Origin of the sequence: Rhizobium sp. CFBP 8752, from assembly GCF_014842035.1 — a bacterium.
GTDB classification, from domain to species: Bacteria; Pseudomonadota; Alphaproteobacteria; order Rhizobiales; family Rhizobiaceae; genus Neorhizobium; species Neorhizobium soli.
Map to the genome: position 1 here is coordinate 127,181 of NZ_JACYUZ010000003.1, position 23,052 is coordinate 150,232.

Annotated in this window: 21 protein-coding genes and 1 tRNA gene; 10 read left to right on the forward strand and 12 right to left on the reverse strand. The window is 61.3% G+C overall.

What is annotated here, in order from left to right; translation table 11 throughout:
* Positions 1–111: 111 nt before the first annotated feature.
* Positions 112–1,026 (forward strand): DMT family transporter, encoded by a 915-nt coding sequence (locus IFT59_RS16560; protein ID WP_192087573.1) that lies wholly within the window; start codon positions 112–114, stop codon positions 1,024–1,026.
* On the opposite strand, the gene phoB is transcribed toward IFT59_RS16560, so the two are convergent.
* From phoB to phoR, 7 genes are all read right to left on the reverse strand, one after another.
* Positions 1,008–1,691 carry a phosphate regulon transcriptional regulator PhoB gene (gene phoB / locus IFT59_RS16565; protein ID WP_062453930.1) on the reverse strand — a complete coding sequence of 228 codons (684 nt, stop codon included), beginning with the start codon at positions 1,689–1,691 and terminating at the stop codon, positions 1,008–1,010. The two genes, IFT59_RS16560 and phoB, sit on opposite strands and share 19 nt — an antisense overlap.
* A 125-nt stretch (positions 1,692–1,816) precedes the next feature.
* The gene (gene phoU / locus IFT59_RS16570) at positions 1,817–2,530 is read right to left on the reverse strand and encodes a phosphate signaling complex protein PhoU (RefSeq protein ID WP_062453931.1); all 714 of its coding nucleotides are present in this window, start codon (positions 2,528–2,530) and stop codon (positions 1,817–1,819) included.
* Between the two features lie 51 nt (positions 2,531–2,581).
* Positions 2,582–3,397: a phosphate ABC transporter ATP-binding protein PstB gene (gene pstB, locus IFT59_RS16575; RefSeq protein ID WP_062453932.1), complete on the reverse strand. Its 816-nt coding sequence runs from the start codon at positions 3,395–3,397 to the stop codon at positions 2,582–2,584.
* A 15-nt stretch (positions 3,398–3,412) separates the two neighbouring features.
* On the reverse strand, positions 3,413–4,729 hold the full coding sequence (pstA, locus tag IFT59_RS16580) for a phosphate ABC transporter permease PstA (protein WP_062453933.1): 1,317 nt from the start codon (positions 4,727–4,729) through the stop codon (positions 3,413–3,415).
* The gene (pstC, locus tag IFT59_RS16585) at positions 4,726–6,210 is read right to left on the reverse strand and encodes a phosphate ABC transporter permease subunit PstC (protein WP_062453934.1); all 1,485 of its coding nucleotides are present in this window, start codon (positions 6,208–6,210) and stop codon (positions 4,726–4,728) included. Before pstC ends, pstA begins: the two co-directional genes overlap by 4 nt.
* A 187-nt stretch (positions 6,211–6,397) precedes the next feature.
* The gene (locus tag IFT59_RS16590; protein ID WP_062453935.1) at positions 6,398–7,432 is read right to left on the reverse strand and encodes a substrate-binding domain-containing protein; all 1,035 of its coding nucleotides are present in this window, start codon (positions 7,430–7,432) and stop codon (positions 6,398–6,400) included.
* Between the two features lie 195 nt (positions 7,433–7,627).
* Positions 7,628–8,944: a phosphate regulon sensor histidine kinase PhoR gene (gene phoR / locus IFT59_RS16595; protein ID WP_192087574.1), complete on the reverse strand. Its 1,317-nt coding sequence runs from the start codon at positions 8,942–8,944 to the stop codon at positions 7,628–7,630.
* A gap of 97 nt (positions 8,945–9,041) precedes the next feature.
* Here phoR and ppk2 point away from each other — a divergent pair, with 97 nt between their 5' ends.
* A complete protein-coding gene (gene ppk2 / locus IFT59_RS16600; protein WP_062453936.1) occupies positions 9,042–9,920 on the forward strand; it encodes a polyphosphate kinase 2 in 879 nt (292 codons plus the stop codon).
* Between the two features lie 50 nt (positions 9,921–9,970).
* Here ppk2 and IFT59_RS16605 read toward each other — a convergent pair whose 3' ends face one another.
* On the reverse strand, positions 9,971–11,242 hold the full coding sequence (locus IFT59_RS16605; protein ID WP_156461797.1) for a hypothetical protein: 1,272 nt from the start codon (positions 11,240–11,242) through the stop codon (positions 9,971–9,973).
* Positions 11,243–11,537: 295 nt separating this feature from the next.
* Here IFT59_RS16605 and IFT59_RS16610 point away from each other — a divergent pair, with 295 nt between their 5' ends.
* Positions 11,538–12,494, forward strand: a complete 957-nt coding sequence (locus IFT59_RS16610; RefSeq protein WP_192087575.1) for an NAD(P)H-dependent flavin oxidoreductase — start codon at positions 11,538–11,540, stop codon at positions 12,492–12,494.
* 116 nt (positions 12,495–12,610) lie between these two features.
* Positions 12,611–12,686, forward strand: a tRNA-Thr gene (locus IFT59_RS16615).
* Positions 12,687–12,719: 33 nt separating this feature from the next.
* Here the strand turns inward: IFT59_RS16615 and IFT59_RS16620 are convergent.
* Entirely contained in the window at positions 12,720–13,445 is a 726-nt protein-coding gene (locus IFT59_RS16620) for a response regulator transcription factor (protein WP_192087758.1), read from the reverse strand.
* Between the two features lie 2 nt (positions 13,446–13,447).
* A complete protein-coding gene (locus IFT59_RS16625; RefSeq protein ID WP_192087576.1) occupies positions 13,448–14,680 on the reverse strand; it encodes a GAF domain-containing sensor histidine kinase in 1,233 nt (410 codons plus the stop codon).
* Between the two features lie 239 nt (positions 14,681–14,919).
* On the opposite strand from IFT59_RS16625, the gene IFT59_RS16630 reads away from it, so the two are divergent.
* From IFT59_RS16630 to IFT59_RS16650, 5 genes are all read left to right on the forward strand, one after another.
* The gene (locus IFT59_RS16630; RefSeq protein ID WP_192087577.1) at positions 14,920–15,927 is read left to right on the forward strand and encodes a substrate-binding domain-containing protein; all 1,008 of its coding nucleotides are present in this window, start codon (positions 14,920–14,922) and stop codon (positions 15,925–15,927) included.
* 87 nt (positions 15,928–16,014) lie between these two features.
* Entirely contained in the window at positions 16,015–17,499 is a 1,485-nt protein-coding gene (locus IFT59_RS16635; RefSeq protein WP_192087578.1) for a sugar ABC transporter ATP-binding protein, read from the forward strand.
* The gene (locus tag IFT59_RS16640) at positions 17,496–18,437 is read left to right on the forward strand and encodes an ABC transporter permease (protein ID WP_062578936.1); all 942 of its coding nucleotides are present in this window, start codon (positions 17,496–17,498) and stop codon (positions 18,435–18,437) included. Before IFT59_RS16635 ends, IFT59_RS16640 begins: the two co-directional genes overlap by 4 nt.
* Positions 18,434–19,381, forward strand: a complete 948-nt coding sequence (locus tag IFT59_RS16645; protein WP_174195545.1) for an ABC transporter permease — start codon at positions 18,434–18,436, stop codon at positions 19,379–19,381. Before IFT59_RS16640 ends, IFT59_RS16645 begins: the two co-directional genes overlap by 4 nt.
* A 40-nt stretch (positions 19,382–19,421) precedes the next feature.
* Positions 19,422–20,339, forward strand: a complete 918-nt coding sequence (locus IFT59_RS16650) for an SMP-30/gluconolactonase/LRE family protein (RefSeq protein WP_192087579.1) — start codon at positions 19,422–19,424, stop codon at positions 20,337–20,339.
* A gap of 172 nt (positions 20,340–20,511) precedes the next feature.
* Here the strand turns inward: IFT59_RS16650 and IFT59_RS16655 are convergent, their stop codons facing one another.
* Both IFT59_RS16655 and IFT59_RS16660 read right to left on the reverse strand, forming a co-directional pair.
* Positions 20,512–20,766 carry a DUF6074 family protein gene (locus tag IFT59_RS16655; protein WP_062453958.1) on the reverse strand — a complete coding sequence of 85 codons (255 nt, stop codon included), beginning with the start codon at positions 20,764–20,766 and terminating at the stop codon, positions 20,512–20,514.
* Between the two features lie 115 nt (positions 20,767–20,881).
* Positions 20,882–21,994, reverse strand: coding sequence for an NAD(P)/FAD-dependent oxidoreductase (locus IFT59_RS16660; RefSeq protein WP_197978147.1), 1,113 nt, complete (start codon positions 21,992–21,994; stop codon positions 20,882–20,884).
* 85 nt (positions 21,995–22,079) lie between these two features.
* Between IFT59_RS16660 and IFT59_RS16665 the strand changes: the two genes are divergently transcribed.
* Positions 22,080–23,030: a D-2-hydroxyacid dehydrogenase gene (locus IFT59_RS16665; protein WP_249407645.1), complete on the forward strand. Its 951-nt coding sequence runs from the start codon at positions 22,080–22,082 to the stop codon at positions 23,028–23,030.
* Positions 23,031–23,052: the final 22 nt, after the last annotated feature.

Sequence of the window (23,052 nt, forward strand, 5' to 3'; positions counted from 1 at the left end):
CACCGGAAAACTTTGCCGTCAGCGGTCAACGGTTCGGCCGTCGCCGAAGCATTTCTTTTCCTCTCTCCGCTAAGAGGGGCGGAGATTGCATGGATGGGGATAGGAACTGGAATGGCGGACACTAAAACAAGCATGGCAACGGATCTGTTGCTGCTCCTCACGCTCGCGACGCTTTGGGGCGCGTCCTACACGCTGATCAAAGTCGGTGTGGAGACGATTTCGCCTGTCACCTTTATTGCCGTCAGAACACTGGTCGCCGGGCTCATTCTCGCTGCGGCACTACGCCTTCGCGGATTGAAGCTGCCGACCGACCGGCAGACCTGGAAGCTTTTCACGGTTCAGGCCTGCCTCAACAGCGCGGTCCCCTTCACCCTGATTGCCTGGGCCGAACAGACGACCGATGCGGGCCTTGCCACCATTTTGAGTTCCACGACACCGATCTTCGCGTTTCTGCTGACGGCGCTGATCACGCGCCATGAAAGCGTCTCTGCGGCCAAGCTGTTTGGAGTTGCCGCAGGCATTGTCGGCATATGCCTGATCGTCGGCATTGAGGCGCTTGCCGGCTCGGGCGAGAACCTCTGGGCTCAACTCGCCATCGTGGCGGCGACGATCTGCTATGCGGCGGCTGCCATCTTCGGCAAGAATTTTAAGGGATTGGACCCGATGATGCCCGCCGCGGGATCGCTGATTGCAGGCGCGGCCATCCTCATTCCCGTGAGCCTCGTGGTCGACAGACCCTGGACGCTGACTCCCAGCACCGATTCCATGCTCGCCCTGTTGGCGCTCGCGGTATTTTCGACGGCGCTCGCCTTCGTCATCTATTTCCGGCTCGTGCAGACGCTCGGCTCCGTCGGCACGACGGCGCAGGCCTATCTGCGGGTGCCGATCGGCGTTGGCATCGGTGTCGTGTTTCTCGGCGAAACGCTTGCCTCGACAGCCTGGCTCGGCCTGGCCTGCGTGGTGGCCGGTGTCATTGCCATGACGCTGCCGGCTAGGAGACGCGGTGCTCAGGCTTCCATCGAGTAGCCGGCACCGCGGACCGTGCGGATGACGTCCTGCATGTTGGAGAAGTTGAGTGCCTTCCGCAGGCGCCCCACATGCACGTCGACGGTGCGTTCGTCGACATAGATGTCATGGCCCCAGACGCCGTCGAGCAACTGCGAGCGCGAAAAGACGCGGCTGGGCGACGCCATCAGGAATTCCAGAAGTCTAAACTCTGTCGGCCCGAGGCGAACTTCGCGGCTCTTGCGGTGAACGCGATGGGTTTCGCGATCGAGTTCGATATCGCCGCATTTGAGGACGCTCGAAAGGACCTCCGGTCGGGCACGGCGCAGCATCGCCTTGACGCGGGCCATCAGTTCCGGCGTCGAGAAAGGCTTGACCACATAGTCGTCTGCGCCGGTGGCAAGCCCGCGAACGCGCTCGCTTTCTTCGCCGCGCGCCGTCAGCATGATGATCGGCAGGCGTTCCGTCTCCGGCCGCATACGCAGGCGACGGCAGAGTTCGATGCCTGAAACGCCCGGCAGCATCCAGTCGAGAATGAGAAGATCCGGAACGCGCTCCTGAAGCCTGATTTCCGCTTCGTCACCGCGAAGCACGGTATCGACCTCGTAACCCTCGGCCTCCAGGTTATACCGAAGGAGGACGCTGAGGGCCTCTTCGTCTTCCACGACTGCGATCTTCGGCTGCATTCCGACTTGCTCCGTCACTCGTCCCGAACTGCACTTAGATCCGCCAGATCCGCTCGCGCTGCTTCAGGTCATTGGTTTTGGCAGTTATCGTCCCGAAACCGGCAGGCGATTTCGGGAGAGCTGCATCATGTCCCGGCGGAGCCGAGCATGTTGGACGTATCGTCCTTCGGACGTTCGCCCTCCGGCTGTGCGCCGGTCGCGATGTAGTAGATGGTCTCGGCGATATTGGTCGCGTGGTCGCCGATGCGCTCGATGTTCTTGGCGCAGAACAGGAGATGGGTGCAGGTGGTGATGTTGCGCGGATCCTCCATCATGTAGGTGAGGAGTTCGCGGAACAGCGAGGTGTACATCGCGTCAATCTCTTCATCGCGCTGGCGGATGATTTCGGCTTTTTCCGCGGAGCGGTTGGCGAAGACATCAAGAACGTCCTTGAGCTGCACCAGCGCCAGTTCGGAAAGATGCTCCAGACCACGGGCGAGCTTGCGCGGGACGCCTGTTCCCTGCACGGCGAGCACGCGCTTGGCGGTGTTCTTACCAAGGTCGCCGACGCGTTCCAGGTCAGCTGCAATGCGCAGCGTGCCGATGATTTCGCGAAGGTCGGCCGCCATCGGCTGGCGCTTGGCGATGGTGACGATCGCCTTGTCCTGGATATCGCGCTCGGCATGGTCGAGAATGACGTCGTCCGAGATGACCTTCTGGGCCAGCGCCGAGTCGGAGTTGACGAGCGCACGCACGGCGTCACCGCACATCTGCTCCGCCAGGCCGCCCATTTCGGAGATCCGGCGGTTCAGGTATTTCAGTTCCTCGTCATAGGCCGAGAGAATATGGGTCGAAACCATGTGTCTGATCCTTGATGTCTGCAGTTGCGGCTGACGGGCTCTGCGCCCGCATCAGCCGAAGCGGCCCATGATGTAATCCTGGGTGCGCTGGTCATCCGGATTGGTGAACATCTTGTCGGTATCGTTTTCCTCGACCAGGTGGCCGAGATGGAACATTGCCGTGCGCTGTGAAACGCGGGCCGCCTGCTGCATCGAGTGGGTGACGATCACGATCGTGTAGTTGGCGCGCAGTTCGTGGATCAGTTCCTCGACCTTGGCCGTGGCGATGGGGTCGAGTGCCGAGCACGGCTCGTCCATCAGAATGACTTCAGGCGAAACGGCGATCGCACGGGCGATGCAAAGGCGCTGCTGCTGACCGCCGGAAAGGCCGGTACCGCCTTCATGCAGGCGATCCTTGACTTCTGCCCAGAGGCCGGCGCGCTGCAGGCTTGCCTCGACGATCGCGTCCATTTCCGTCTTGCCGCGGGCAAGACCGTGGATGCGGGGACCGTAGGCAATGTTCTCGTAGATCGACTTCGGGAACGGGTTCGGCTTTTGGAACACCATGCCGACCCGGGCACGCAGCTCCACGACGTCGATTTCCTTGTCGTAGATATCGTCGCCGTCGAGCGTGATCTTGCCGGTGACGCGGCAACCCTCGATCGTGTCGTTCATGCGGTTCATCGTGCGCAGGAAGGTGGACTTGCCGCAGCCAGACGGACCGATCAAAGCAGTGACGGTATTTTGGCGGACATTCAGGTTCACGTCATAAAGAGCGCGCTTGTCACCGTAATAAACGGAGACATCCTTGCCGATCATCTTATATGCAACGTCGTTCATTTTCTTGTCCAGCGCCTTCTCAACTGCAGCTTCTGACATCATGTTCATTGCTTCCCCCTTCCTCTACCAACGCCGTTCGAAGCGGCGTCGCAAGAGAATTGCGCCAACATTCATCAAGATCAGGAACAGGAGCAGGATCATGATCGCTCCCGAGGTTCGTTCAACGAAGGCGCGTTCCGCCTCGTTAGCCCACATGTAGATCTGTACCGGCAGCGCTGTCGACGGATCCATCGGCGTGGTCGGATAGTTCGCCACGAAGGCGACCATGCCGATCAAGAGGAGCGGCGCGGTTTCGCCAAGGGCGTGCGCGAGGCCGATGATCGTACCGGTCAGGATACCGGGCATGGCAAGCGGCAGGACATGGTGGAAGATGGTCTGCATCTTCGAGGCACCGAGCCCGAGCGCTGCAGCACGGATCGACGGTGGCACTGCTTTCAGTGCCGCGCGGGTGGCGATGATAATGGTCGGAAGCGTCATCAGCGTCAGCACCAGGCCGCCGACCAGCGAGGCCGAGCGCGGCAGGCCCATGAAGTTGATGAAGACCGCGAGACCCAACAGACCGTAGACGATCGACGGGACCGCTGCGAGATTGTTGATGTTGACCTCGATCAGGTCGGTGAACCGGTTCTTCGGGGCAAACTCTTCAAGATAGATCGAGGCTGCGACGCCGATCGGCAGCGACAGGACGAGCACGATCAGCATCATGTAGAAGGAGCCGATCAGAGCGACGCCGACGCCGGCTGCTTCCGGACGGCTGGACGCGCCGTTGAAGAAAATGCCGGTGTTGAATTCCTTGGCGAGCGCACCGCTGTCGGTCAGCTGCTTCATCCATCCGACCTGCTGGTCGGACACCTTGCGGCTGGTTTCCGCCACGTCGAGATTGATCTGGCCTTTCACGGCGCTGTCGATATCGCCGGCCGCCAGAAGCGAAACCGTCTGAGTCGTGCCGATGATCTCAGGATCGGAAACGACCATATCGCGCAGCTGGCCACGAACGCCGTCCGAAATCATCTGGTTGACGGCACGCAGGCCCTGGCGATCGGTTTCGGCGACGCCCAGAACCTTCGCCAGCGCATTGCGGGCGACGATCGGGTAGTTGGCCGTCATCAGCTTGGCCGGATCCGTAGCCCGCACATTATCCTTGTCGATGATCTGCTGCGAGAACTCGACAGGGATCGTGATCATCGTCTGCTGAAAGGCGGTATAGCCCTTCGAGACGACCGACCACAGAAGGAGCATCAGGAACAGGATGCCGAACGAGAGAGCAGCGATGCCATAGGCACGGAAGCGGCGCTCGGCGGCGTAGCGGCGTTTGATACCGATATCGCGACGGGCAGGCTTGGCCAAGACGCCGGCGGTGGAGGAAACCACGTCGGTCATTCGTACTGCTCCCGGTATTTGCGCACGATGTAGAGCGCGTAGATGTTGAGGCAAAGCGTGATCGCAAAGAGCGTGATGCCGAGTGCGAAGGCGACAAGCGTCTGCGGCGAGGTGAATTCAAGGTCGCCCGTCAGCTGGCTGACGATCTTGACGGTCACCGTCGTCATCGGCTCGAACGGGTTGAGCTGCATGCGGGCGGCGACGCCGGCGGCGAGCACTACGATCATGGTTTCGCCGATGGCGCGCGAGGCGGTCATCAGAAGTGCGCCGACGATGCCCGGCAGTGCTGCCGGCAGGACGACCTTCTTGATGGTTTCGGACTGGGTGGCGCCGAGACCGAGCGAGCCGTCACGAAGCGTTCCCGGCACGGCGGTTATGATGTCGTCCGACAGCGACGAGACGTAAGGGATCAGCATGATGCCCATGACGAAGCCGGCGGTGAGAACGCTCTGTGCCTGGATGAAGTTGGCGTAATCGCCGGTGACAAGGCCGTTCAGCTGCGAAGACAGGTCGCGCAGGAACGGGCCGACCGTCGTCAGGGCAAAGAAGCCGTAGACGATGGTGGGAATGCCGGCGAGAACTTCGAGCAGAGGCTTTGCCACGGAGCGGACACCGCGGGAGGCGTATTCCGACATGTAGATCGCGGAAAACAGACCGCTCGGGACGGCGACGAGCATGGCGACGAAGCCGATATAGAGTGTGCCGAGAAGCAGCGGGATAAGGCCGAACTGACCAGCCGAGTCCGTGGCGCCGGCGGCCGCAAAGCGCGGATCCCACACGGTGCCGAAGAAGAACTCCCACGGCGGGATGCTGGTGAAGAAGTGCGTCGCTTCCGTCAGCATCGAGGCAACGATGCCGACCGTGGTCAGGATCGCGATCGAGGATGCGACGACGAGGCTTGCGAGGATCACCTTCTCGACACGGTTGCGAGCCCGAAACCGCGGCGCGATGCGCGTGTAGGAAAAGCCGGCGCCGATCAGGGCTGCCAGAAGGACTACCGCGGTCATAACCCAGTTGCTGATCTTGGTCATGACGTTGAGATCGCCAGCGGACTCGACCATGTATGGTTCGGGGTCGCCGGCAAGCGGGACGCCCTTAGCGCCAAGCGCTGCGCGCAGTTCGACGGGATTTCCGCCGATGCGCTCGATCTCGTCCAGGCTCAATACGTTCATGCCGCGCGCGAGCGAGCTTACCATGCCGAAGGAGAGACCCTGTTCGGCCGGCGAACGCGCCTTTACGTCTTCAGGAAAGCCATCGAGGACAGTGGAGTTGATATAGAGGGGGCTGACGACCAGCCACGCGGCCAGGATGAGAACCGATGGCAGAACGGCGCAGAGTGCGACGAAGGTGCCGTAGTAGCCCGGACGTGAATGAAGCTTTGAGGAACGGCCGCCGGCGATTGCCAGGGCGTGCCTGGTTCCGACAACGTAACAAGCGATCGCAATTATCGCCAGAATCAATAAAATCAATGGTGTGCTCATTAAAATCCCCCGGCCTACCGCCATCGACGGCACCCATTACCGCACAAATCCCACCATCGGAATCAATATGTTTCGCCATCCAAAACGCAGCGACTGACGCCAAGCTTTGCTTCTGTCGCGCGACGGACAAGTCGCCGCCTGGCACGAAAGAAAACCGGCGCCGCAAGAAGCGGCGCCGGAATTTTGATTACATGGTCTTGCCGGCTTCGAAGTCCTTGCGGACCTGTTCGCGCTGATCGTCCGGAGCAGCAACCAGGCCGTATTCGGCGAGCGGGCTGTCAGGGCCGATCATTTCGTCGGAGATGAAGAACTCAACATATTCCTTGAGGCCTGGAATAACGCCGAGGTGAGCCTTCTTGACGTAGAAGAACAGAGGGCGCGACACCGGGTACTTGCCCGAAGCAATGGTTTCGGTGGAAGCAACGACATCCGAAACGGTCGCGACCTTCAGCTTGTCCATGTTGTTTTCATAGAAGGCCAGGCCGAAAACGCCGAGGCCGGTCTTGTTGGCCGAGATGCGGGCCAGCGTTTCGGTGTAATCGCCGTCGATGTCGACAGCTGCGCCGTCCTTGCGAACTGCAACGCACTTGGCAGCAGCCTGCTTGGCATCGGTGATGGCAGCCTTGATGACGTCGGTCGCGCCGGCTTCCTTGCAGCCTTCAGCCATGATCTTCTCTTCGAAGACTTCGCGGGTGCCGTGCTTGGAGCCTGGGATGTAAGCTGCGATCGGGCCCTTCGGCAGGGTCGCATTGACTTCCGACCAGTTCTTGTAAGGGTTGGCAACGAGCTTGCCGTCGACGACGACTTCAGCGGCCAATGCCTTGTAGAGATCCTTCGGGGTGATCTTCATGTCGCCGTTCGACGAGTCGGCGGCGAATACGATACCGTCGTAACCGATGCGGATTTCCTGAACGTCCGTGACGCCGGCAGCCTTGCAGGCTTCGGCTTCGCTCTTGTTGATCTTGCGCGAAGCATTGGCAACGTCGATCGTGCCCTCGCCGACGCCGGAGCAGAATGCCTTCAGACCGCCGCCCGTGCCGCCGGACTCAACAACCGGTGCCTTGAAGTTCGGGTTGGTCTCGGCAAAGGTCTCGGCAACGATCTTCGCATAGGGAAGAACGGTGGAGGAGCCGGCAACCTGAACCTGGTCGCGTGCGGATGCAACGCCGGCAAAGGCAACAGAGGCCACGAGGGCTGCTGCGGAAAGTTTGAACATGTTCATCGAAGTTCTCCCGGTATGGGTTTCCAGAAATCTTGTCATGCCGGCCTCTTAGACATTTGCCGGCTCTCGGCCCGCTGGTCATAGCCGCCCTTGGCCTTAGCTTTTATGTCACTTCGGTGAAACATTTGTGACAATTCAAGCTGTTGAAAATATTGACGTTCTGGAAGAGACCGGGAAAACTGGGTTGGTTTTATGTCAGAATCGGACGGTAAACTCCGTCCCCTTGCCGAGTTCCGACTTCACAAGCAGGCGGGCGCGGTGCCTGGTGAGGATATGCTTGACGATGGCAAGCCCCAATCCGGTGCCCTTCTTGGAGCGGCTGTCGGCGACGCTGACGCGGTAGAAACGCTCGGTCAGGCGCGGAACGTGCTCCGCCGGTATGCCCGGCCCCTTGTCGATGACATTGACTTCAACCGGCAGCCTGCCGCCGCCTTTCAGGAAGACATCGACGAACTTGCCCTCCTGGCCATACTTGCAGGCATTCTCGATGAGGTTCTCGATCACTTCGATCAGTTCGTCTCGATCGCCCAGCACATCGACCCTGCCTTCGGGAAGATGCAGGCGGATTTCGACGCCCAGTTCCTCAGCCAAAGGCAAGAGCGCGTCGCTGACATGGATGATCAGCGGCTTCAGGTCCACGGTCTGGTCCGGAGCAATATGCGACTTCAGTTCCAGCCGCGACAGCGAGAGAAGGTCGTCCACCAGTCGGCTCATCCTGGTCGCCTGGTCGAGCATGATGCCGAGAAAGCGTTCCTGCGCCTTCGGATCGCCGCGAGCCGGGCCCTGGATTGTCTCGATGAAGCCTCTGAGCGAGGCAAGCGGCGTTCTCAGCTCATGGCTTGCATTGGCGACGAAATCGGATCGCATCCGGTCGATGCTTCGCAGTTCGGAGACATCGCGGAACGACAAGAGGTAATAGTTTCCCATGCCAGGTGCCAGGTCGGCGATATCGATCGGCGCCACGCGCAGGATGAAGACCCGTTCGGACGGAAGTCGCTCGGAATGTTCGATCTGGTTGGGTTGTCCGGTCGCGATGGTTTCGCGCAGCATGTCGAGAATACCGGGCGACCGCAGCCGCGCCGTCAGATGGGTGCCGATCGGCAAATCGCCAAAGGACCGCTCCGCCGCCTTGTTGCGGTAGAGAACGGTGATGTCTCCACCCAGCACCACGACCGGCATGTCCAGCGTGCCGAGAGTTGCCGAGATCAGCGGCAGCGGGTCGAAGACGGGTGGCTCCGGAACAGGCATTTCAACCGGTACGACAGGCATCTCCGGCAAGGGCCGGGACAGTACGGCGACGACGAGGGGAAGCCAGAGCGCGAAGACCAGAAGATCGTTCGCGCCGGCAACAAAAGCGATCACCGCGATCGTCGAGAGCAGCAGAAGCAGCAGCCACTCGCGCCGGAAGCGAAGTGCCAGCTCTTGCGCAAACCCGCGCTCTTCCTTCGGCAACGCTTCCACGCGCGAACCCCTTTTTGTTTGGTCGAACTTGCGGTCATATAACGCTTGCATGACAGATATGCATCGGTCCTGAGGGAAACCTCAAGCCTTGCAAACCGTTGAAGCAGTCGCAGCCGTTTCGGCCGCCGAAGGAAAAAGGACAGCAATCATGGCAGAGACAAGCAGCCGGTCAGCGGAACTGGAAATCGATGGCAAGCTGAGGCATTTCGACATTGACGATCCGAAACTGCCCGGCTGGGTGCATGATCACGCGCTGGAATCCGGCGGCTTTCCCTATGACCACAAGTTGGACAAGGAGAAATACGCCAAGCAGCTGGAGAAGCTGCAGATCGAGCTCGTGAAGGTGCAGTACTGGCTGCAGGATACCGGCAAGCGGATGATTGCGCTGTTCGAGGGGCGGGATGCTGCCGGCAAGGGCGGTACGATCATGTCCATCCGCTCCTATATCAATCCGCGATCTGCACGCGTGGTGGCGTTGAGCAAACCTTCGCCCACCGAAGCGGGCCAGTGGTATTTCCAGCGTTACGTGTCGCACTTCCCGACGTCGGGCGAGATCGTGCTGTTCGACCGCTCCTGGTACAATCGCGCGGTGGTCGAGCCTGTCATGGGCTTCTGCAAGCCGGGCCAATACGAAGCCTTCATGAAGGACGTTCCGCAATTCGAGGAGATGATCGTCGACGACGATATCCATCTGTTCAAGTTCTGGCTGGATATCGGCCAGGAAATGCAGCTGAAGCGGTTTCACGACCGGCGCCACGATCCGTTGAAGATCTGGAAGCTTTCGCCGATGGACATCGCGGCACTGAACAAATGGCCTGACTACACCGCAAAGCGCGACCAGATGCTGGAGCGAACACACAGCAAGCTTGCGCCATGGACGGTGGTGCTGGCAAACGACAAGCGGCGTGCGCATCTGAACGTCATCCGCCACATCCTTGGATCCCTCGATTACGAAGGGAAAGACAGGGACGCGATCGGTGAGATCGACGACAAGATCCTCGGATTTGGCAGCAAGTTCCTGAAATAGAGAGAGACCGGTGAGCGAGCCGGACGACGTTGTCGTCCGGCGTTCGGGGTTCAGCCTGCGGGCAAAATGCGGACGGAGTAGAGCAGGACCGGTCTGTCGGAACCGTCGAGGCCGGTATTGATCAGGATGCGGCCCGGCGCGTTTGGCGCGATCGCCCGGTCGAAGCTGACCTTGAACAGGGCTTCCAGTCGCTCCTGGGTTGCTGTGAACCGATGTCTTGCGCAGCCCCCAAGGCTGCCGAAATCGCAGCGTATCGACATCTGGACACCTTGGTTGCCGCCAGCCTGGACGGTGACTGCGATGGTGGCCGGCCCGCCTGCCAGGCGCTGCAATACATCCGCCGGAACCGTGACGGCGATATCACCGCCGGTTTGCGGGGTTGCCGACAGGAGCCGAACGGCTGGACCTTCCGAACCGGTTGCAGCCTCTGCCTTTGCCTCGCGACCGACCTGCAACGTATCGATCTGCTTCGGTTCGAAGACCTGCGCCCATTCATCGGAAAAGCCGCCGCGAGGATCAAAGCGCGCATTGGGACCGGCCTGCGATTGCGACGCCCGGTTGGCGGCCTGCAGGGCCTCGTCCATCACCGACTGAACCAGACCCGAATTATAGAAATACCAGCAGGCGACGCCGACGACTGCAAGCGAGATGATCCATTTCAGCAGCCAGGAGATCAGCCGCTGACGACGGCTCTTGCGCGGCTTGGCTGCAGGGTTCGTCTCGGCGTCGCGCGATCCGCGCCGCTTCCTGCCGCGCTCGGGCTTGGCAACAGGCGGTTGGCCACGTTGCACGCGGTCCGGCTCGACCGAGGTCAGTCCATCCATCTGCGGCACTTCGGATGAAGCCGGACGGAAATCCGGTCGCGCGGCGCCGAGACTTCCGAGATCCCCGGCCGACTGGACATCGTTGGGCTGCCTCTGGTCATTTGCCGGGGATGGCGCGCGTGTTGCGCCGCCGAGACCGGTATCCGGATCGGGGACGGCTACCCTTTCATCCGCAACGATCGGGGCCGCGACATCTGGAGCTGCGGCTCTGGCCGTGGCGGCAGGTGCGACGACCGGGTCGATGACAGGATGAGTGATCTCGTCAGGCTCGATAGCGGGACCGGCCAGCCGGTCCACTTCCTCCGTCTCGATCTCGCGGATCTTTTCTTCCAGCCGCTTTTGCTGCTGCATGACAATCAGCTTGTCGGTCACGCCCTGGCGCTGCAGACCTGCTTCCAGCGCCTGTCGCGCCGACTGATAAATCCGTGCCCGCGTGTCGCCATCGGTCCGATCGGAACGATCAAGGGCATTCCTGATGGCTGTTTCCAAACCGCTCACTGCGGATCCTTCCGGTTGTGCATACCCGACTGCCGGCCTTGCTGAAAAGACGGCGTTAATTTTCGGTAACCTCTCCGTCGCCGAACTGCAAGCCGGTGGTCAATGGCCTTCCTTCGCCAAGATTGGGGAGAAGGTATGGTTAGGCTTGAGAATGCCGCGGAAACAGCCGCTTATCGAGCCGCCAGTGCGCAAGGCACGCATACCTTCCCCAGACGGAGCCATCTTTCCCGAGCCGAGTGCATCTGCTAAAACCGATATTACGTGTGCGTAAACGTAAACCAAAAGGAGATTGCCGATGCTTCCGGACGTGCTGAGACAAGGACTGCGAATTCCCGTCGTGGCGTCGCCGCTGTTCATCATCTCGCATCCGGCACTGACCTTGGCGCAGTGCAAGGCCGGCGTTATCGGCGCCTTCCCTGCCCTCAATGCTCGACCGGAAAGCCAGCTGGACGAATGGCTTGCCATGATGACCGAGGATCTTGCCACGTATAATGCGGCCAATCCCGACCGGCCCGCCGCCCCGTTCGCGGTCAACCAGATCGTCCATACGTCCAACAAGCGGCTCGAACACGATCTGACGATGTGCGTGAAATACAAGGTGCCGATCGTCATCTCCTCGCTCGGCGCAGTGCCGGAAGTGAATGCAGCCGTGCATTCCTATGGCGGCATCGTGCTGCATGACGTCATCAACAACCGGCATGCCAAGTCCGCGATCCGCAAGGGCGCCGATGGGCTGATTGCTGTCGCAACCGGTGCCGGCGGGCATGCGGGGACGCTGTCTCCCTTCGCGCTTGTCCAGGAAATCCGCGAATGGTTCGACGGGCCGCTGCTGCTGGCCGGCTCGATCGCCACCGGCGGCGGCATTCTGGCGGCACAGGCGATGGGGGCCGACATGGCCTATATCGGCTCACCCTTCATAGCCACGCACGAAGCGCGCGCGGTTGACGGCTACAAGCAGATGATCGTTGAATCCTCCGCCGCCGATATCGTCTATTCCAACTATTTCACCGGCATCCACGGCAACTACCTGAAGGGGTCGGTGACGGCGATGGGGCTTGACCCGGATGCGCTTCCGAGCGCCGATCCGACCAAGATGGATTTCGATGCGGCGGTGAGCGGCCCGAAGGCCTGGAAAGACATCTGGGGCGCCGGCCAGGGCGTCGGCGCCGTCAAATCAGTGACCTCAGTCGAGGATCTGGTCGGCCGCTTGGAGCGCGAATATGCAGACGCGCGCACAAGGCTCGCCCTCTGATAGTCCATAGAGCGCATCGATAAAATGTCACGCCAATCGAAAACCGGCTTGAAATCACGCCCCATTGCCTGTATCAGCGCCTTCACTCGCAGAAGGCAACACCTTGCCCTGCGTAGGCCGCTTTAGCTCAGGTGGTAGAGCACATCATTCGTAATGATGGGGTCAGAGGTTCGAGTCCTCTAAGCGGCACCATTTTTTCCCAACTCCCCACCGCCCACCCCCCAATCACATCCGCCCCGTCGCCTGCAAATCGCGTTCGGCGCGTTCTAGCGCGCTGGTGTTGAGGACTTTTCGCTGGAGGGCGACGGTGACGGCGCGTGTGCGGAGGTTGAACCAGCCTTCGCTGCCTTCGTGGTTGCGGCCGCAAGATTCGTAGACATCTAGTTTTTCGTAGAGCTGCTGCAAACGGTTCTGGACGCTGCGGAGCGACAGGTGCTTGCGGTGGGCGATCGCCTTGTCGGTGAGGCCGAGCGCGACATCGATGAGGATTTCGTATTCGACATCGCTGAGGCCGAGCGAATTGCCGAGGCTTTTCTGCTGGATGCCGCGCACCTCGCGGTCGATGACGCATTGGGATTCCATGAAGACGCTGCGCAGCGCCAGCTTCAACCGGTCTTCGGATGCGGATTTCAGGACATAGCCGTAGGTTGCGCCCTCGGGCACGATGCGCGAGACGCCGCGCACATAGGCCTCGTCGGAATAGTTCGACCAGAACAGGATTTTCGTATCGGGACGTTCGCGCCAGATGGTGCGCGCGGCTTCGATGCCGTTGCGCTCGCTCATCTGCAGGTCCATCACCACATGCTCGATGCGCGAGGAGCGCGCCTGCGCCTCGCCGATGAGGCCGTTTTCCGCCTCCACAACACTGCGGCACTCGGGAAGGGCCGCACGCACCGCCTCGTTGAGATAGGAGCGGTGAAGCGCGTCGTCCTCGATGATCAGGACATCCATCATCATCCTATCTCCATCCCGGTCGTCGGCTGTATCGGAAGGGTCAGCCGCACGAGCGTGCCGCGATCTTTGGCGCTGGTGATCTCGAACCTTGCGGAGATCAGCCGCGCGCGGGTCTTCATGTTGTCGATGCCGTGGCCGGCGCGGTTTTCGGGCGCGCCGATACCGCTGCCGTCATCCTTCACCTCGATCGAAAGAGCCCTGCCCGACTGGCTCAGCGCCACGTCGATCCGGTCCGCCTGGCCGTGGCGGATGGCATTGTTGACCGCTTCCTGGACGATCCGGAACAGGGCGATCGCGACCGTCGGATCAAGATCGCGAAGCGTGCCGCCGGTCTCGTCGGTCATCTCCCAGGTGATCGTCTGGCCGCTTTCGCGCACCGACCGCTCCAGATGGTTCTCGATCGCTTCGGCGACGCCGAACAGTTGCAGCACAGTGGGCTTGGCTTCCTCGATGATCTCGCGAAGATCGTGCATGCATTGCTGCATGGCCCGACAAAGCGGTTCCAGCGCATCGCCCGGCACGCTCGCAACACCCGTCAGCTTCTCCATGCGGCGCGTCAGCCGGGTGAGGTCGGCAAGGGTCTGGTCGTGAAGATCCATGCCGATCCGCTGTCGCTCCGCCTCCAGGGCCTCGGTCAGTTTCAGGGCGCCGAGCCGCAGACCTTCCTCGCGGGCGCTGGCTTCGGTCTGGATCACGGCCGAGCGCTTGGCCTGTTCGGCAGCCCGCAGCGCGAAGAAATAGGGTGCGAGCAGATCGGCCACGGCGCGGGCGTTCTCGACATCTTCCATCGTGTAGCAGTCGTATTGCCGGCTGGAACAGCTGAGCGCGCCGATCACGTCGCCCTGGGCTTTGAGCGGAACATGGAGACGGCTTTTCAGCGACAGCTCGATGATGGGGCTTGCAAACGCGCCCTCGAAATGAAAGCGCGGATCGGTCAGGGCATCGCCCGAGAGAAGATAATCCACCTCGCCGGCCAGCAGCGTGCGGATCGGGCTGCCGGTCAGGAGCGCCGGCGGCTCCTTGCTCCAGGCGGTGTCGAGGCCGCTCTCATAGGCGATGTGGTATTTGCCATCCAGCATCTTGATGCAGACATCGAGATGGTCGTGCGGGATGATATGGCTGATCTCCTCGCCCACCGCCTTGATGATCGCATCGAAATCGAGCTGGCCTGCCAGCAATCTCGAGATGCCGAGATAGCGGTCAAACAGCGAGTTGCGCGCCGGATTGAGCATGATCAGGCCTCCTCCCAGGCCCTGGCGATATTAAGCGCCAGCTTTTCAGTCACGTCCTGCGGGAACCCGCAGACTTTGCGCGAAAGCCCGCAGAAAGCGTGCTTGGATGCGCCTGTACAACATTAGAAAACTCCTCCATTCTCGGTTTACTGAGCAAAAGGGGCTCAGGGCAATCATTATCTCCGGACACCCGTTGAGGAGCGGCCCGGGGATATAGAGGGAGCTTTTGGGAGGAAATCATGAATATCAGAACGATGCTTGCGGCATCCGTTGCCGTCGCGTGCCTGTGTGGTCCGGCGCTTGCCGATACCGCATCCAAGAAGATCGCGCTTTCCAACAATTATGCCGGCAATTCCTGGCGACAGGCGATGCTGACGAGCTGGGACAAGATCACCAAGGAAGCCGTTTCCAAGGGCGTGGTCGCAGCCGCTGATCCGTTTACCACGGCCGAAAACCAGGCGACCGAACAGGCGGCCCAGATCCAGAACATGATCCTGCAGGGTTATGATGCGATCGTCATCAATGCCGCGTCTCCGACCGCACTCAACGGTGCCGTGAAGGAAGCCTGCGACGCCGGCATCACCGTCGTGTCCTTCGACGGTATCGTGACCGAACCCTGCGCATGGCGCATCGCGGTCGACTTCAAGAAGATGGGCGAAAGCCAGGTCGACTATCTCGCGAAGAAGCTGCCGAAGGGTGGCAATCTTCTCGAAATCCGCGGCCTTGCCGGCGTTTCCGTCGACGACCAGATCCATGCAGGCATCCAGGCAGGCGTTGCCAAGCACACCCAGTTCAAGGTGGTCGGCTCTGTTAACGGCGACTGGGCGCAGGACGTGGCCCAGCGTGCGGTTGCCGGTATTCTGCCGAGCCTTCCGGACGTGGTTGGCGTGGTGACGCAGGGCGGCGACGGGTATGGTGCGGCACAGGCATTTGCCGCCGCCAAGCGCCCGACGCCGACGATCGTGATGGGCAACCGCGAGGACGAGCTCGTCTGGTGGAAGCAACAGAAGGACAAGGACGGGTACGAGACCATGTCGGTCTCGATCGCGCCTGGCGTCTCGACGCTCGCCTTCTGGGTCGCCCAGCAGATCCTCGACGGCAAGGAGGTCAAGAAAGACCTCGTCGTGCCGTTCCTCAGCATCGACCAGGCCGGCCTCGAAGAAAGCCTGAAGACCACCCAGAAGGGTGGCGTGGCGAATGTCGAATATTCGCTGGCAGACGCTAAAAAGGTGATCGACGCCAAGTAGCGTCGCCTCCCGCGTGCCGGGCCGTGAGGGCTTCGACCTCTCGCGACCCGGCATGATTTCCCATCAGACAAACAGACTGCGATCTGCATGAGCGAAACCTTGAACCGACAAGAGGTTGTGGCCGCGCGCGGCATCCGTGTGACCTTCGGAGCCGTGAAGGCGCTTGATGGCGCCGACCTCGTGATCCACGCGGGCGAATGCGTCGGGCTGGTCGGCCATAACGGTGCCGGCAAATCCACCATCGTCAATGTCATCAATGGCGGCTTATCTCCCCATGAAGGCTCGCTCCGCTACAGCGGCAACGATGTGCGGGGCATTTCGGCTGCGCGTGCCAACGGCGTGCGCTGCGTATTCCAGGAACTGTCGCTGTGCCCGAACCTGACGGTCGGCGAAAACGCCCGCATCATGCATGCGGAGCTGAAAGGCTGGAACTGGCGCGGCCGGGCGCTTGCGCTGGTCGAAGCCCAGCTGAAGGACATTTTTCCCGGCCATGCGATCGATTGCGACAGCACTGTCGACGACCTCTCGATCGCCGAACGGCAGATGGTGGAGATTGCCATCAGCTTTGCCGGCATCTCGGCCCCGCCGAAACTGGTCATTCTGGATGAGCCGACGTCATCGCTCGATGCCGGACTTGCGGCACAGCTGATGGCCTATATCCGCAAGTTCGTGTCTGCCGGCGGATCAGTGCTGCTGATCTCGCATATTCTCGGCGAAATCCTCACCACCTCCAACCGCATCGTTGTGATGAAGGATGGACGCGTGGTGGCAGACCGCGCCGCCTCCGAGTTCAATAACCGTAGCCTTGTCGAGGCGATGGGCAATGTGGTGCGCGAACAGGAGCTATCGCGCCCCGCGGTTGCGAAGTCGGGCGCTCCGGTGCTTTCGATGCCGGCGCGGCGTGGGCGCGGGCACGGGAACGCACCGAGCAATGCCCTGCCGTTCGAAGCCTATCGCGGCGAGATGATCGGGCTTGCTGGTCTCGGCGGCCACGGCCAGACGCAGGCGCTGCTCGATCTTTACCTTGCGCGCAACAGCAACTGGTTTCCGACAAAGAAGCGCGACATTGCCTTCGTCGCCGGCGACCGCAGCCTCAACGGCACGTTCCCGCTCTGGAGCATCCTTAAAAACCTGTCGATCGCCTCGCTCGACCAGCTGTCATCGAAGCGGATGATCGATGGCGACCGGGAGACTGCGCTCGGCGAAGGCTGGAAGAAGCGGATCGAGATCCGCACGCCCGATATGGGCAACCGCATCCTGTCGCTTTCCGGCGGCAACCAGCAGAAGGTTCTGTTTGCGCGGGCGCTCGCCACGACCGCCGACATCGTGCTGATGGACGATCCGATGCGCGGCGTCGATATCGGCACCAAGCAGGAAGTCTACGAGATCCTGCGCTCGGAGGCCGCCAACGGCCGGACCTTTATCTGGTACTCGACCGAGATGGACGAAATCCGGCTCTGCGACCGGGTCTATGTGTTTCGCGAGGGCGCGATTGTCGCCGAACTGGTGGGTGAGGAGATCAGCGAGAAGAATGTGCTTTCTGCCTCGTTTGCGCAGGGAGAAGCGGCATGAAGATCTCGTCCGGCACCATTCGCCTGATCATTCCCGCCGCATCGCTGGTGCTGCTGCTGGCGGCCGTCTTCTATATGCAGCCGCGCGCCATGAGCTATAACGGCCTCAACCTGCTGTTCAATCTGGCGGTGCCGATCGCGCTTGCGACCATCGCCCAGATGCTGATCATGTCCGTCAACGACCTCGACCTGTCGATGGGCACGTTTGTGAGCTTCTGCGCCTGTGTCGCCGCAACGCTTTTGCAGACCTCGCCGGCACTCGGCATCCTGATCCTGCTCGGAGCGATCGCGACCTATGCCGTCATCGGCGTCGTCATCCATCTGCGCGAACTGCCGTCGATCGTCGTTACGCTCGGGATGAGTTTTGTCTGGGGCGGGCTTGCGGTGCTGATCCTCCCCTCGCCTGGCGGTACGGCACCGGGTTTTGCGCGATGGATCATGACCGCCAAGCCGCCGCTCGTGCCGATGGCGATCGTTGCCAGCATCCTCATCGCCGCCGTCACCCATTATATCGTGATGCGCTCGTCGTTCGGGGTTCTGATGCGCGGCGTCGGCGGCAACGACCGTTCGGTCGAACGGGCCGGCTGGTCCGTGATCGGCATCCGTGCCGGAACCTACGCGCTGGCCGGGCTGTTTGCCGTGCTTGCCGGTATCGCGCTGGTGGGGCTTACCACCTCTGCCGATGCCAATATCGCGCTGCGCTACACGCTGTTGTCGATCGCGGGCGTCATCCTTGGTGGCGGCGAGTTCGTCGGCGGCAAGGTGTCGCCGATCGGGGCCGTCATCGGGGCGCTGACGCTGACGCTTGCCGGGTCTTTCCTGTCCTTCATGCGGATTTCGCCGGACTGGCAGATCGGCGCGCAAGGGGCGATCCTGATCGTCGTGCTTGCCCTTCGCCTTGCCCTCAACCGTCTCGAAAAGCGGGAGAAGAGCCAATGACCATGCAACGTCTTCTCGTCGCCAAGCCGTGGATCTGGTCGTTTGCAGCGACTGCCGTCGTCTGGATCATCACCGTTCTCTTTACCGGCGGGGCAAGCTCGTTCGGCCTGTCGCAGGCAGCGCTGACCTTTGCCGCCTTTTCCGTCATCGTCGGCATCGGCCAGATGTTCGTGATTACGCTTGGGCCGGGCAATATCGATCTGTCCGTGCCGGCGACGATGACGCTATCAGGCACGCTTGCCCTGAAGCTGATGGACGTACAGGACGGCATGATCGTCGTTGGACTGCTCGCCTCTGTTGGCATCGGTCTCGTCGTCGGGCTGGGCAATTACATCCTGATCAAGCTCTTGCGCATTCCGCCGATCATCGCGACGCTGTCGATGAGTTTCATCGTGCAGTCGGTGGCGATCTGGAGCAATCGCGGCCTGCGCATCAAGCCGCCGGAAACGCTGGCGGAATTTGCCACATCCGGTTTGTTCGGCATTCCCAACGTGGCGCTCGTGGCGTTGGTCCTGTCGGCCGTCGCCTGGGTGCTACTTGAGAAGTCGATCTACGGCCGCTGGATCTCGGCGATCGGCCAGAGCACGTTCGCGGCCCGCATGACCGGCATTCCCGTCGATGGCACGCGGCTTGTCACCTATATGCTGTGCGCGGTTCTCGCTTCCGTCTGCGGTTATCTCCTGGCGAGCTTCTCCGGCGGTGCTGCGCTCAACATGGGCTCGGAATACCTGCTGATGTCGATTGCCGTCGTGGTCATCGGCGGCACGGCGGTGGCGGGCGGAAATTCGAACATACCGGGCATCTGGGGCGCCTCGCTGTTCATGTTCCTGGTCGTGTCGATGCTCAACACCTATGGTTTCGGCGCCGGTGTGCGCCTCATCCTTACCGGCACGATCATCATCGCCGTCATTCTTCTGGCCGGCGGTCGGCAATCGGGCCGATAATCTTCAAACAGTTCAGACAGTTTCAACCGGACGCAATGCCATGTCGCAGACATCTTCACATTACGAAATCCACGACGACCGCTTCCGGCACCTGATCGTTCCGAGTTCAGGCCTGGAGGAGCTCTATTCCGACTGCCGCTGGGCGGAGGGGCCTGTGTGGTTTTCCGATCTGCAATGCCTGATCTGGAGCGACATTCCCAACCAGCGGATGCTGCGCTGGGTGAAAGATGGCGGCGTTTCGGTGTTTCGCACCCCCTCCAATTTCACCAACGGCAATACCCGCGACCGGCAGGGGCGGCTTGTCTCCTGCGAGCATGGTGGTCGCCGCGTGACCCGCACCGAGATCGACGGCTCGATCACGGTGCTTGCCGAAAGCTATGAGGGCAAGCGGCTGAATTCACCCAACGACGTGGTGGTGCACTCGGATGGAAGCGTCTGGTTCACCGACCCGACCTACGGCATCAAATCCGATTACGAGGGCTTTCGGGCAGAGCCTGAACAGGCGACCCGCAACGTCTATCGGCTGGATCCGGAAACCGGCGAGATCGACGCCGTGGTGACGGATTTCGGCCAGCCCAACGGAATTGCCTTTTCGCCGGACGAAAAGATCCTCTATGTGGCCGACTCATCCTCCAGCCACGACCCGTCTGCGCCGCGTCATATCCGCGCCTTCGATGTCGTGGACGGCAGGCAGCTCAAAAACAGCCGGGTATTTTGCGATATCGACAACGGTCTTGCGGACGGGTTCCGCGTCGATGTCGACGGAAATGTCTGGACGAGCGCCGGAGACGGCGTTCATTGCTTCGGTCCCGACGGCAAGCTTTTGGGGAAAATCCTGCTGCCGCAGACGGCGGCGAACCTCACATTCGGCGGCCCGCGGCGCAACCAGTTGTTCATCACGGCAACGAAATCGCTCTATGCAATCTTCCTTGCGACGACAGGTGCTGGCCTTAGCTAAGCAAGTGTAAAATTAGCAAAACGCAATCCATGGTGAGGCAAGCTTCGGTTATTATTCAACAACCCGTCGCTCACCGCCAAGGAGCGTCACTCGGGAGGATTGGCTACCCGCCGTAGGCGGTCCTCCCGTCATTCACGCGTCACGCGATACCAGTCACGCGCTCCACGAAAAATCAGCCAGCCGATACGTCCGCGTCCTGTTCTGCAAACATCATCTGCAGTTCCATCTGGACGGCATGCATGAACAGTGCGGCCTGCCTTGAGATTTCCTGGTCGTCAGCGCCGCGCTGGCGCATGGACCGTGCAAATTCCGCCATTTCCGTTCTCCAGAACTGGTTGGCGGCGTGGCCATGAAGATCACTCAGGGTTTCAGCACATCGTCTGACATCACCAGTGCGTCGATCGGCCGGGAACTGTAAGAGCGTCATTTCAACTCCGTAAATACCGGGCGAATCGCCCGTACTGAGCGAAACAATGAGCTTTACTCCTTCACAAAAGCTGAACGAGGCTCGCAGAGGTGCGTTCCCAAACCTCGCGAAATCGTTAATATATTAGTTTTTCTAGATATTCGGAGATTGCCATCGACGATGTCAGCCCGGGCGACTCTATTCCGTAGAGCGCCGCATACCCCGGGTGGCCCGTTTGCGTCGGTCCCTGAATGATGAAATCTCCCCCGCCGCCTCCCTTGGGACCGACGACCTTGGGGCGGATGCCGGAATAGGCGGGAACAAGCGTGCCATCGGCAAGGCCCGGCCAGTAACGGCGGATGGCGGAATAGAACTTCTGCGATCGATCGGGATCGACGTCATAGTCGACCCTCTCCACCCATTCGACGTCAGGGCCGAACCGTGCCTGACCGGCCATGTCCAGCGTCAGATGCACGCCGAGCCCGCCGGGTTCCGGCACCGGATAGATCAGCCGTTGCGCTGGCGCGCGGGCCGAAAGGGAGAAATAGGATCCCTTGGCATAATGGCGTTCGGGGATGGTCGTGGGGTTGAGACCTTCGAGACCGGCGGAAATGCCCCACGCGCCGAGGCCCGCCGCATTGACGACCAGCTTTGCGTCGACATCGACAGGATCGGCTCCACCGACCGACAGGCGTACCGAATCGCCCCGCAAGGTGCCGCTGAGAACCGGCGAGTTGAGGACGATGCTGCCGCCGTTGTTCTCGATATCGGCGATATAGGCTTCCATCAGACGGTGGCTGTCGATAATGCCGGTCGAGGGTGAAAGCAGCGCCTTGAAGCCACGGATATCAGGCTCCATGGCCGCCAGTTCCGCGCCGTCGACCAGCCGGCAATCCTCGACGCCATTCGCCCACGCCTGCTTCAGCAGCTTGTCGAGATAGGCGACCTCTGTCTCGTTGGAAGCAACGACGAGCTTGCCGCAGCGCCGGTGGGGAATGCCGCGCTCCTCGCAGTATTGGTAGAGACTGTGTTTGCCGGCGACTGAAAGTGACGCCTTGAGGCTTCCTGTCGCGTAATAGAGTCCGGCATGGATGACTTCGCTGTTGCGGGCGGAGGTAATGCTGCCGGTCAGTGATTCGGCCTCCAGCACGATCACCTCGCGGCTGGAGAGCGCAAGGCGACGCGCGATCGCCAGCCCCACCACACCGCCGCCGATGACGACGCAATCGAGCTCCAGTATTTCCGCCATGCCCACTCTCGCAGTTTCCGCCTTCCACGCGGCATGACGGATGTTATACGAGAAATCCGGTGAGGCCAGAGGAGGAAAGCCAGTGCTGAAGATCGTATTCCTGGATCGCGACACGATCGGCCCTTCGGTAACGATCACAAGGCCGGGGTTTGCGCATGAGTGGATCGAATACGGTAAGACGCCGGAAGATAAGGTCGCAGCGCGCATTGCCGATGCCGATATCGTCATCACCAACAAGGCGCCGGTGCGTGCCGCCTCGATCGCGCAGGCATCGCGGCTGAAGATGATTGCGGTCGCCGCCACAGGTTATGACGTGATCGATCTGGCAGCGGCAAAGGAGCGCGACATCGTCGTTTCGAACGTGCGCGGTTATGCGGTCAACACGGTTCCGGAGCATACATTCGCGCTGATCTTTGCGGTGCGCCGCTCGATCATCGGCTTCCGGCAGGACGTGATCGATGGCGAATGGCAGAGGGCGAACCAGTTCTGTTTCTTCAACCATCCGATCAAGGATCTTGCCGGCTCGACGCTCGGCATTTTCGGCGGCGGGACGCTGGGCAAATCCGTGGCACGGATCGGCGAAGCGCTGGGCATGACCCCGCTCTTTGCCGCTCGCAAGGGATCGACGGAGGTTGCGCCGGGCTATACGGCGTTCAACGAGGTGCTCGAGCGCGCCGATATCATCACGTTTCATATGCCGCTGACGCCCGAGACCCGCGATATGATCGGCATCGCGGAATTCCGGCGGATGAAGCGCAAGCCGCTGGTCATCAACACGGCGCGCGGCGGGCTGGTGAACGAGGCCGACCTGGTGACGGCACTGAACGAGGGCTTGATCGGCGGGGCGGGCTTCGACGTGCTGACGAAGGAGCCTCCGGCACCGGACAATCCGCTGCTTGCCGTTCTCGACCGGCCGAACGTGATCGTCACGCCGCATGTCGCCTGGGCAAGCGACGAGGCGATGCAATCGCTCTGGGCACAGGTCATCGACCATGTGGAGAATTTCGAGAAAGGCGCACCCTCCAACGTTCTGTAGACAGTGTCGGTGGGTGGAGGTC

Bases quoted from the DNA above. Each gene is read 5' to 3' on its own strand.
- IFT59_RS16640 (WP_062578936.1), top strand. From the start codon at position 17,496: ATGAAGATCTCGTCCGGCACCATTCGCCTGATCATTCCCGCCGCATCG.
- phoU (WP_062453931.1), bottom strand. From the start codon at position 2,530: ATGGTTTCGACCCATATTCTCTCGGCCTATGACGAGGAACTGAAATAC.
- IFT59_RS16630 (WP_192087577.1), top strand. From the start codon at position 14,920: ATGAATATCAGAACGATGCTTGCGGCATCCGTTGCCGTCGCGTGCCTG.
- IFT59_RS16560 (WP_192087573.1), top strand. From the start codon at position 112: ATGGCGGACACTAAAACAAGCATGGCAACGGATCTGTTGCTGCTCCTC.
- IFT59_RS16660 (WP_197978147.1), bottom strand. From the start codon at position 21,994: ATGGCGGAAATACTGGAGCTCGATTGCGTCGTCATCGGCGGCGGTGTG.
- IFT59_RS16590 (WP_062453935.1), bottom strand. From the start codon at position 7,432: ATGAACATGTTCAAACTTTCCGCAGCAGCCCTCGTGGCCTCTGTTGCC.
- IFT59_RS16645 (WP_174195545.1), top strand. From the start codon at position 18,434: ATGACCATGCAACGTCTTCTCGTCGCCAAGCCGTGGATCTGGTCGTTT.
- IFT59_RS16625 (WP_192087576.1), bottom strand. From the start codon at position 14,680: ATGCTCAATCCGGCGCGCAACTCGCTGTTTGACCGCTATCTCGGCATC.
- IFT59_RS16635 (WP_192087578.1), top strand. From the start codon at position 16,015: ATGAGCGAAACCTTGAACCGACAAGAGGTTGTGGCCGCGCGCGGCATC.
- phoB (WP_062453930.1), bottom strand. From the start codon at position 1,691: ATGCAGCCGAAGATCGCAGTCGTGGAAGACGAAGAGGCCCTCAGCGTC.
- pstB (WP_062453932.1), bottom strand. From the start codon at position 3,397: ATGAACATGATGTCAGAAGCTGCAGTTGAGAAGGCGCTGGACAAGAAA.
- pstA (WP_062453933.1), bottom strand. From the start codon at position 4,729: ATGACCGACGTGGTTTCCTCCACCGCCGGCGTCTTGGCCAAGCCTGCC.
- ppk2 (WP_062453936.1), top strand. From the start codon at position 9,042: ATGGCAGAGACAAGCAGCCGGTCAGCGGAACTGGAAATCGATGGCAAG.
- IFT59_RS16655 (WP_062453958.1), bottom strand. From the start codon at position 20,766: ATGACGCTCTTACAGTTCCCGGCCGATCGACGCACTGGTGATGTCAGA.
- IFT59_RS16620 (WP_192087758.1), bottom strand. From the start codon at position 13,445: ATGGATGTCCTGATCATCGAGGACGACGCGCTTCACCGCTCCTATCTC.
- IFT59_RS16610 (WP_192087575.1), top strand. From the start codon at position 11,538: ATGCTTCCGGACGTGCTGAGACAAGGACTGCGAATTCCCGTCGTGGCG.
- pstC (WP_062453934.1), bottom strand. From the start codon at position 6,210: ATGAGCACACCATTGATTTTATTGATTCTGGCGATAATTGCGATCGCT.
- phoR (WP_192087574.1), bottom strand. From the start codon at position 8,944: ATGCAAGCGTTATATGACCGCAAGTTCGACCAAACAAAAAGGGGTTCG.
- IFT59_RS16650 (WP_192087579.1), top strand. From the start codon at position 19,422: ATGTCGCAGACATCTTCACATTACGAAATCCACGACGACCGCTTCCGG.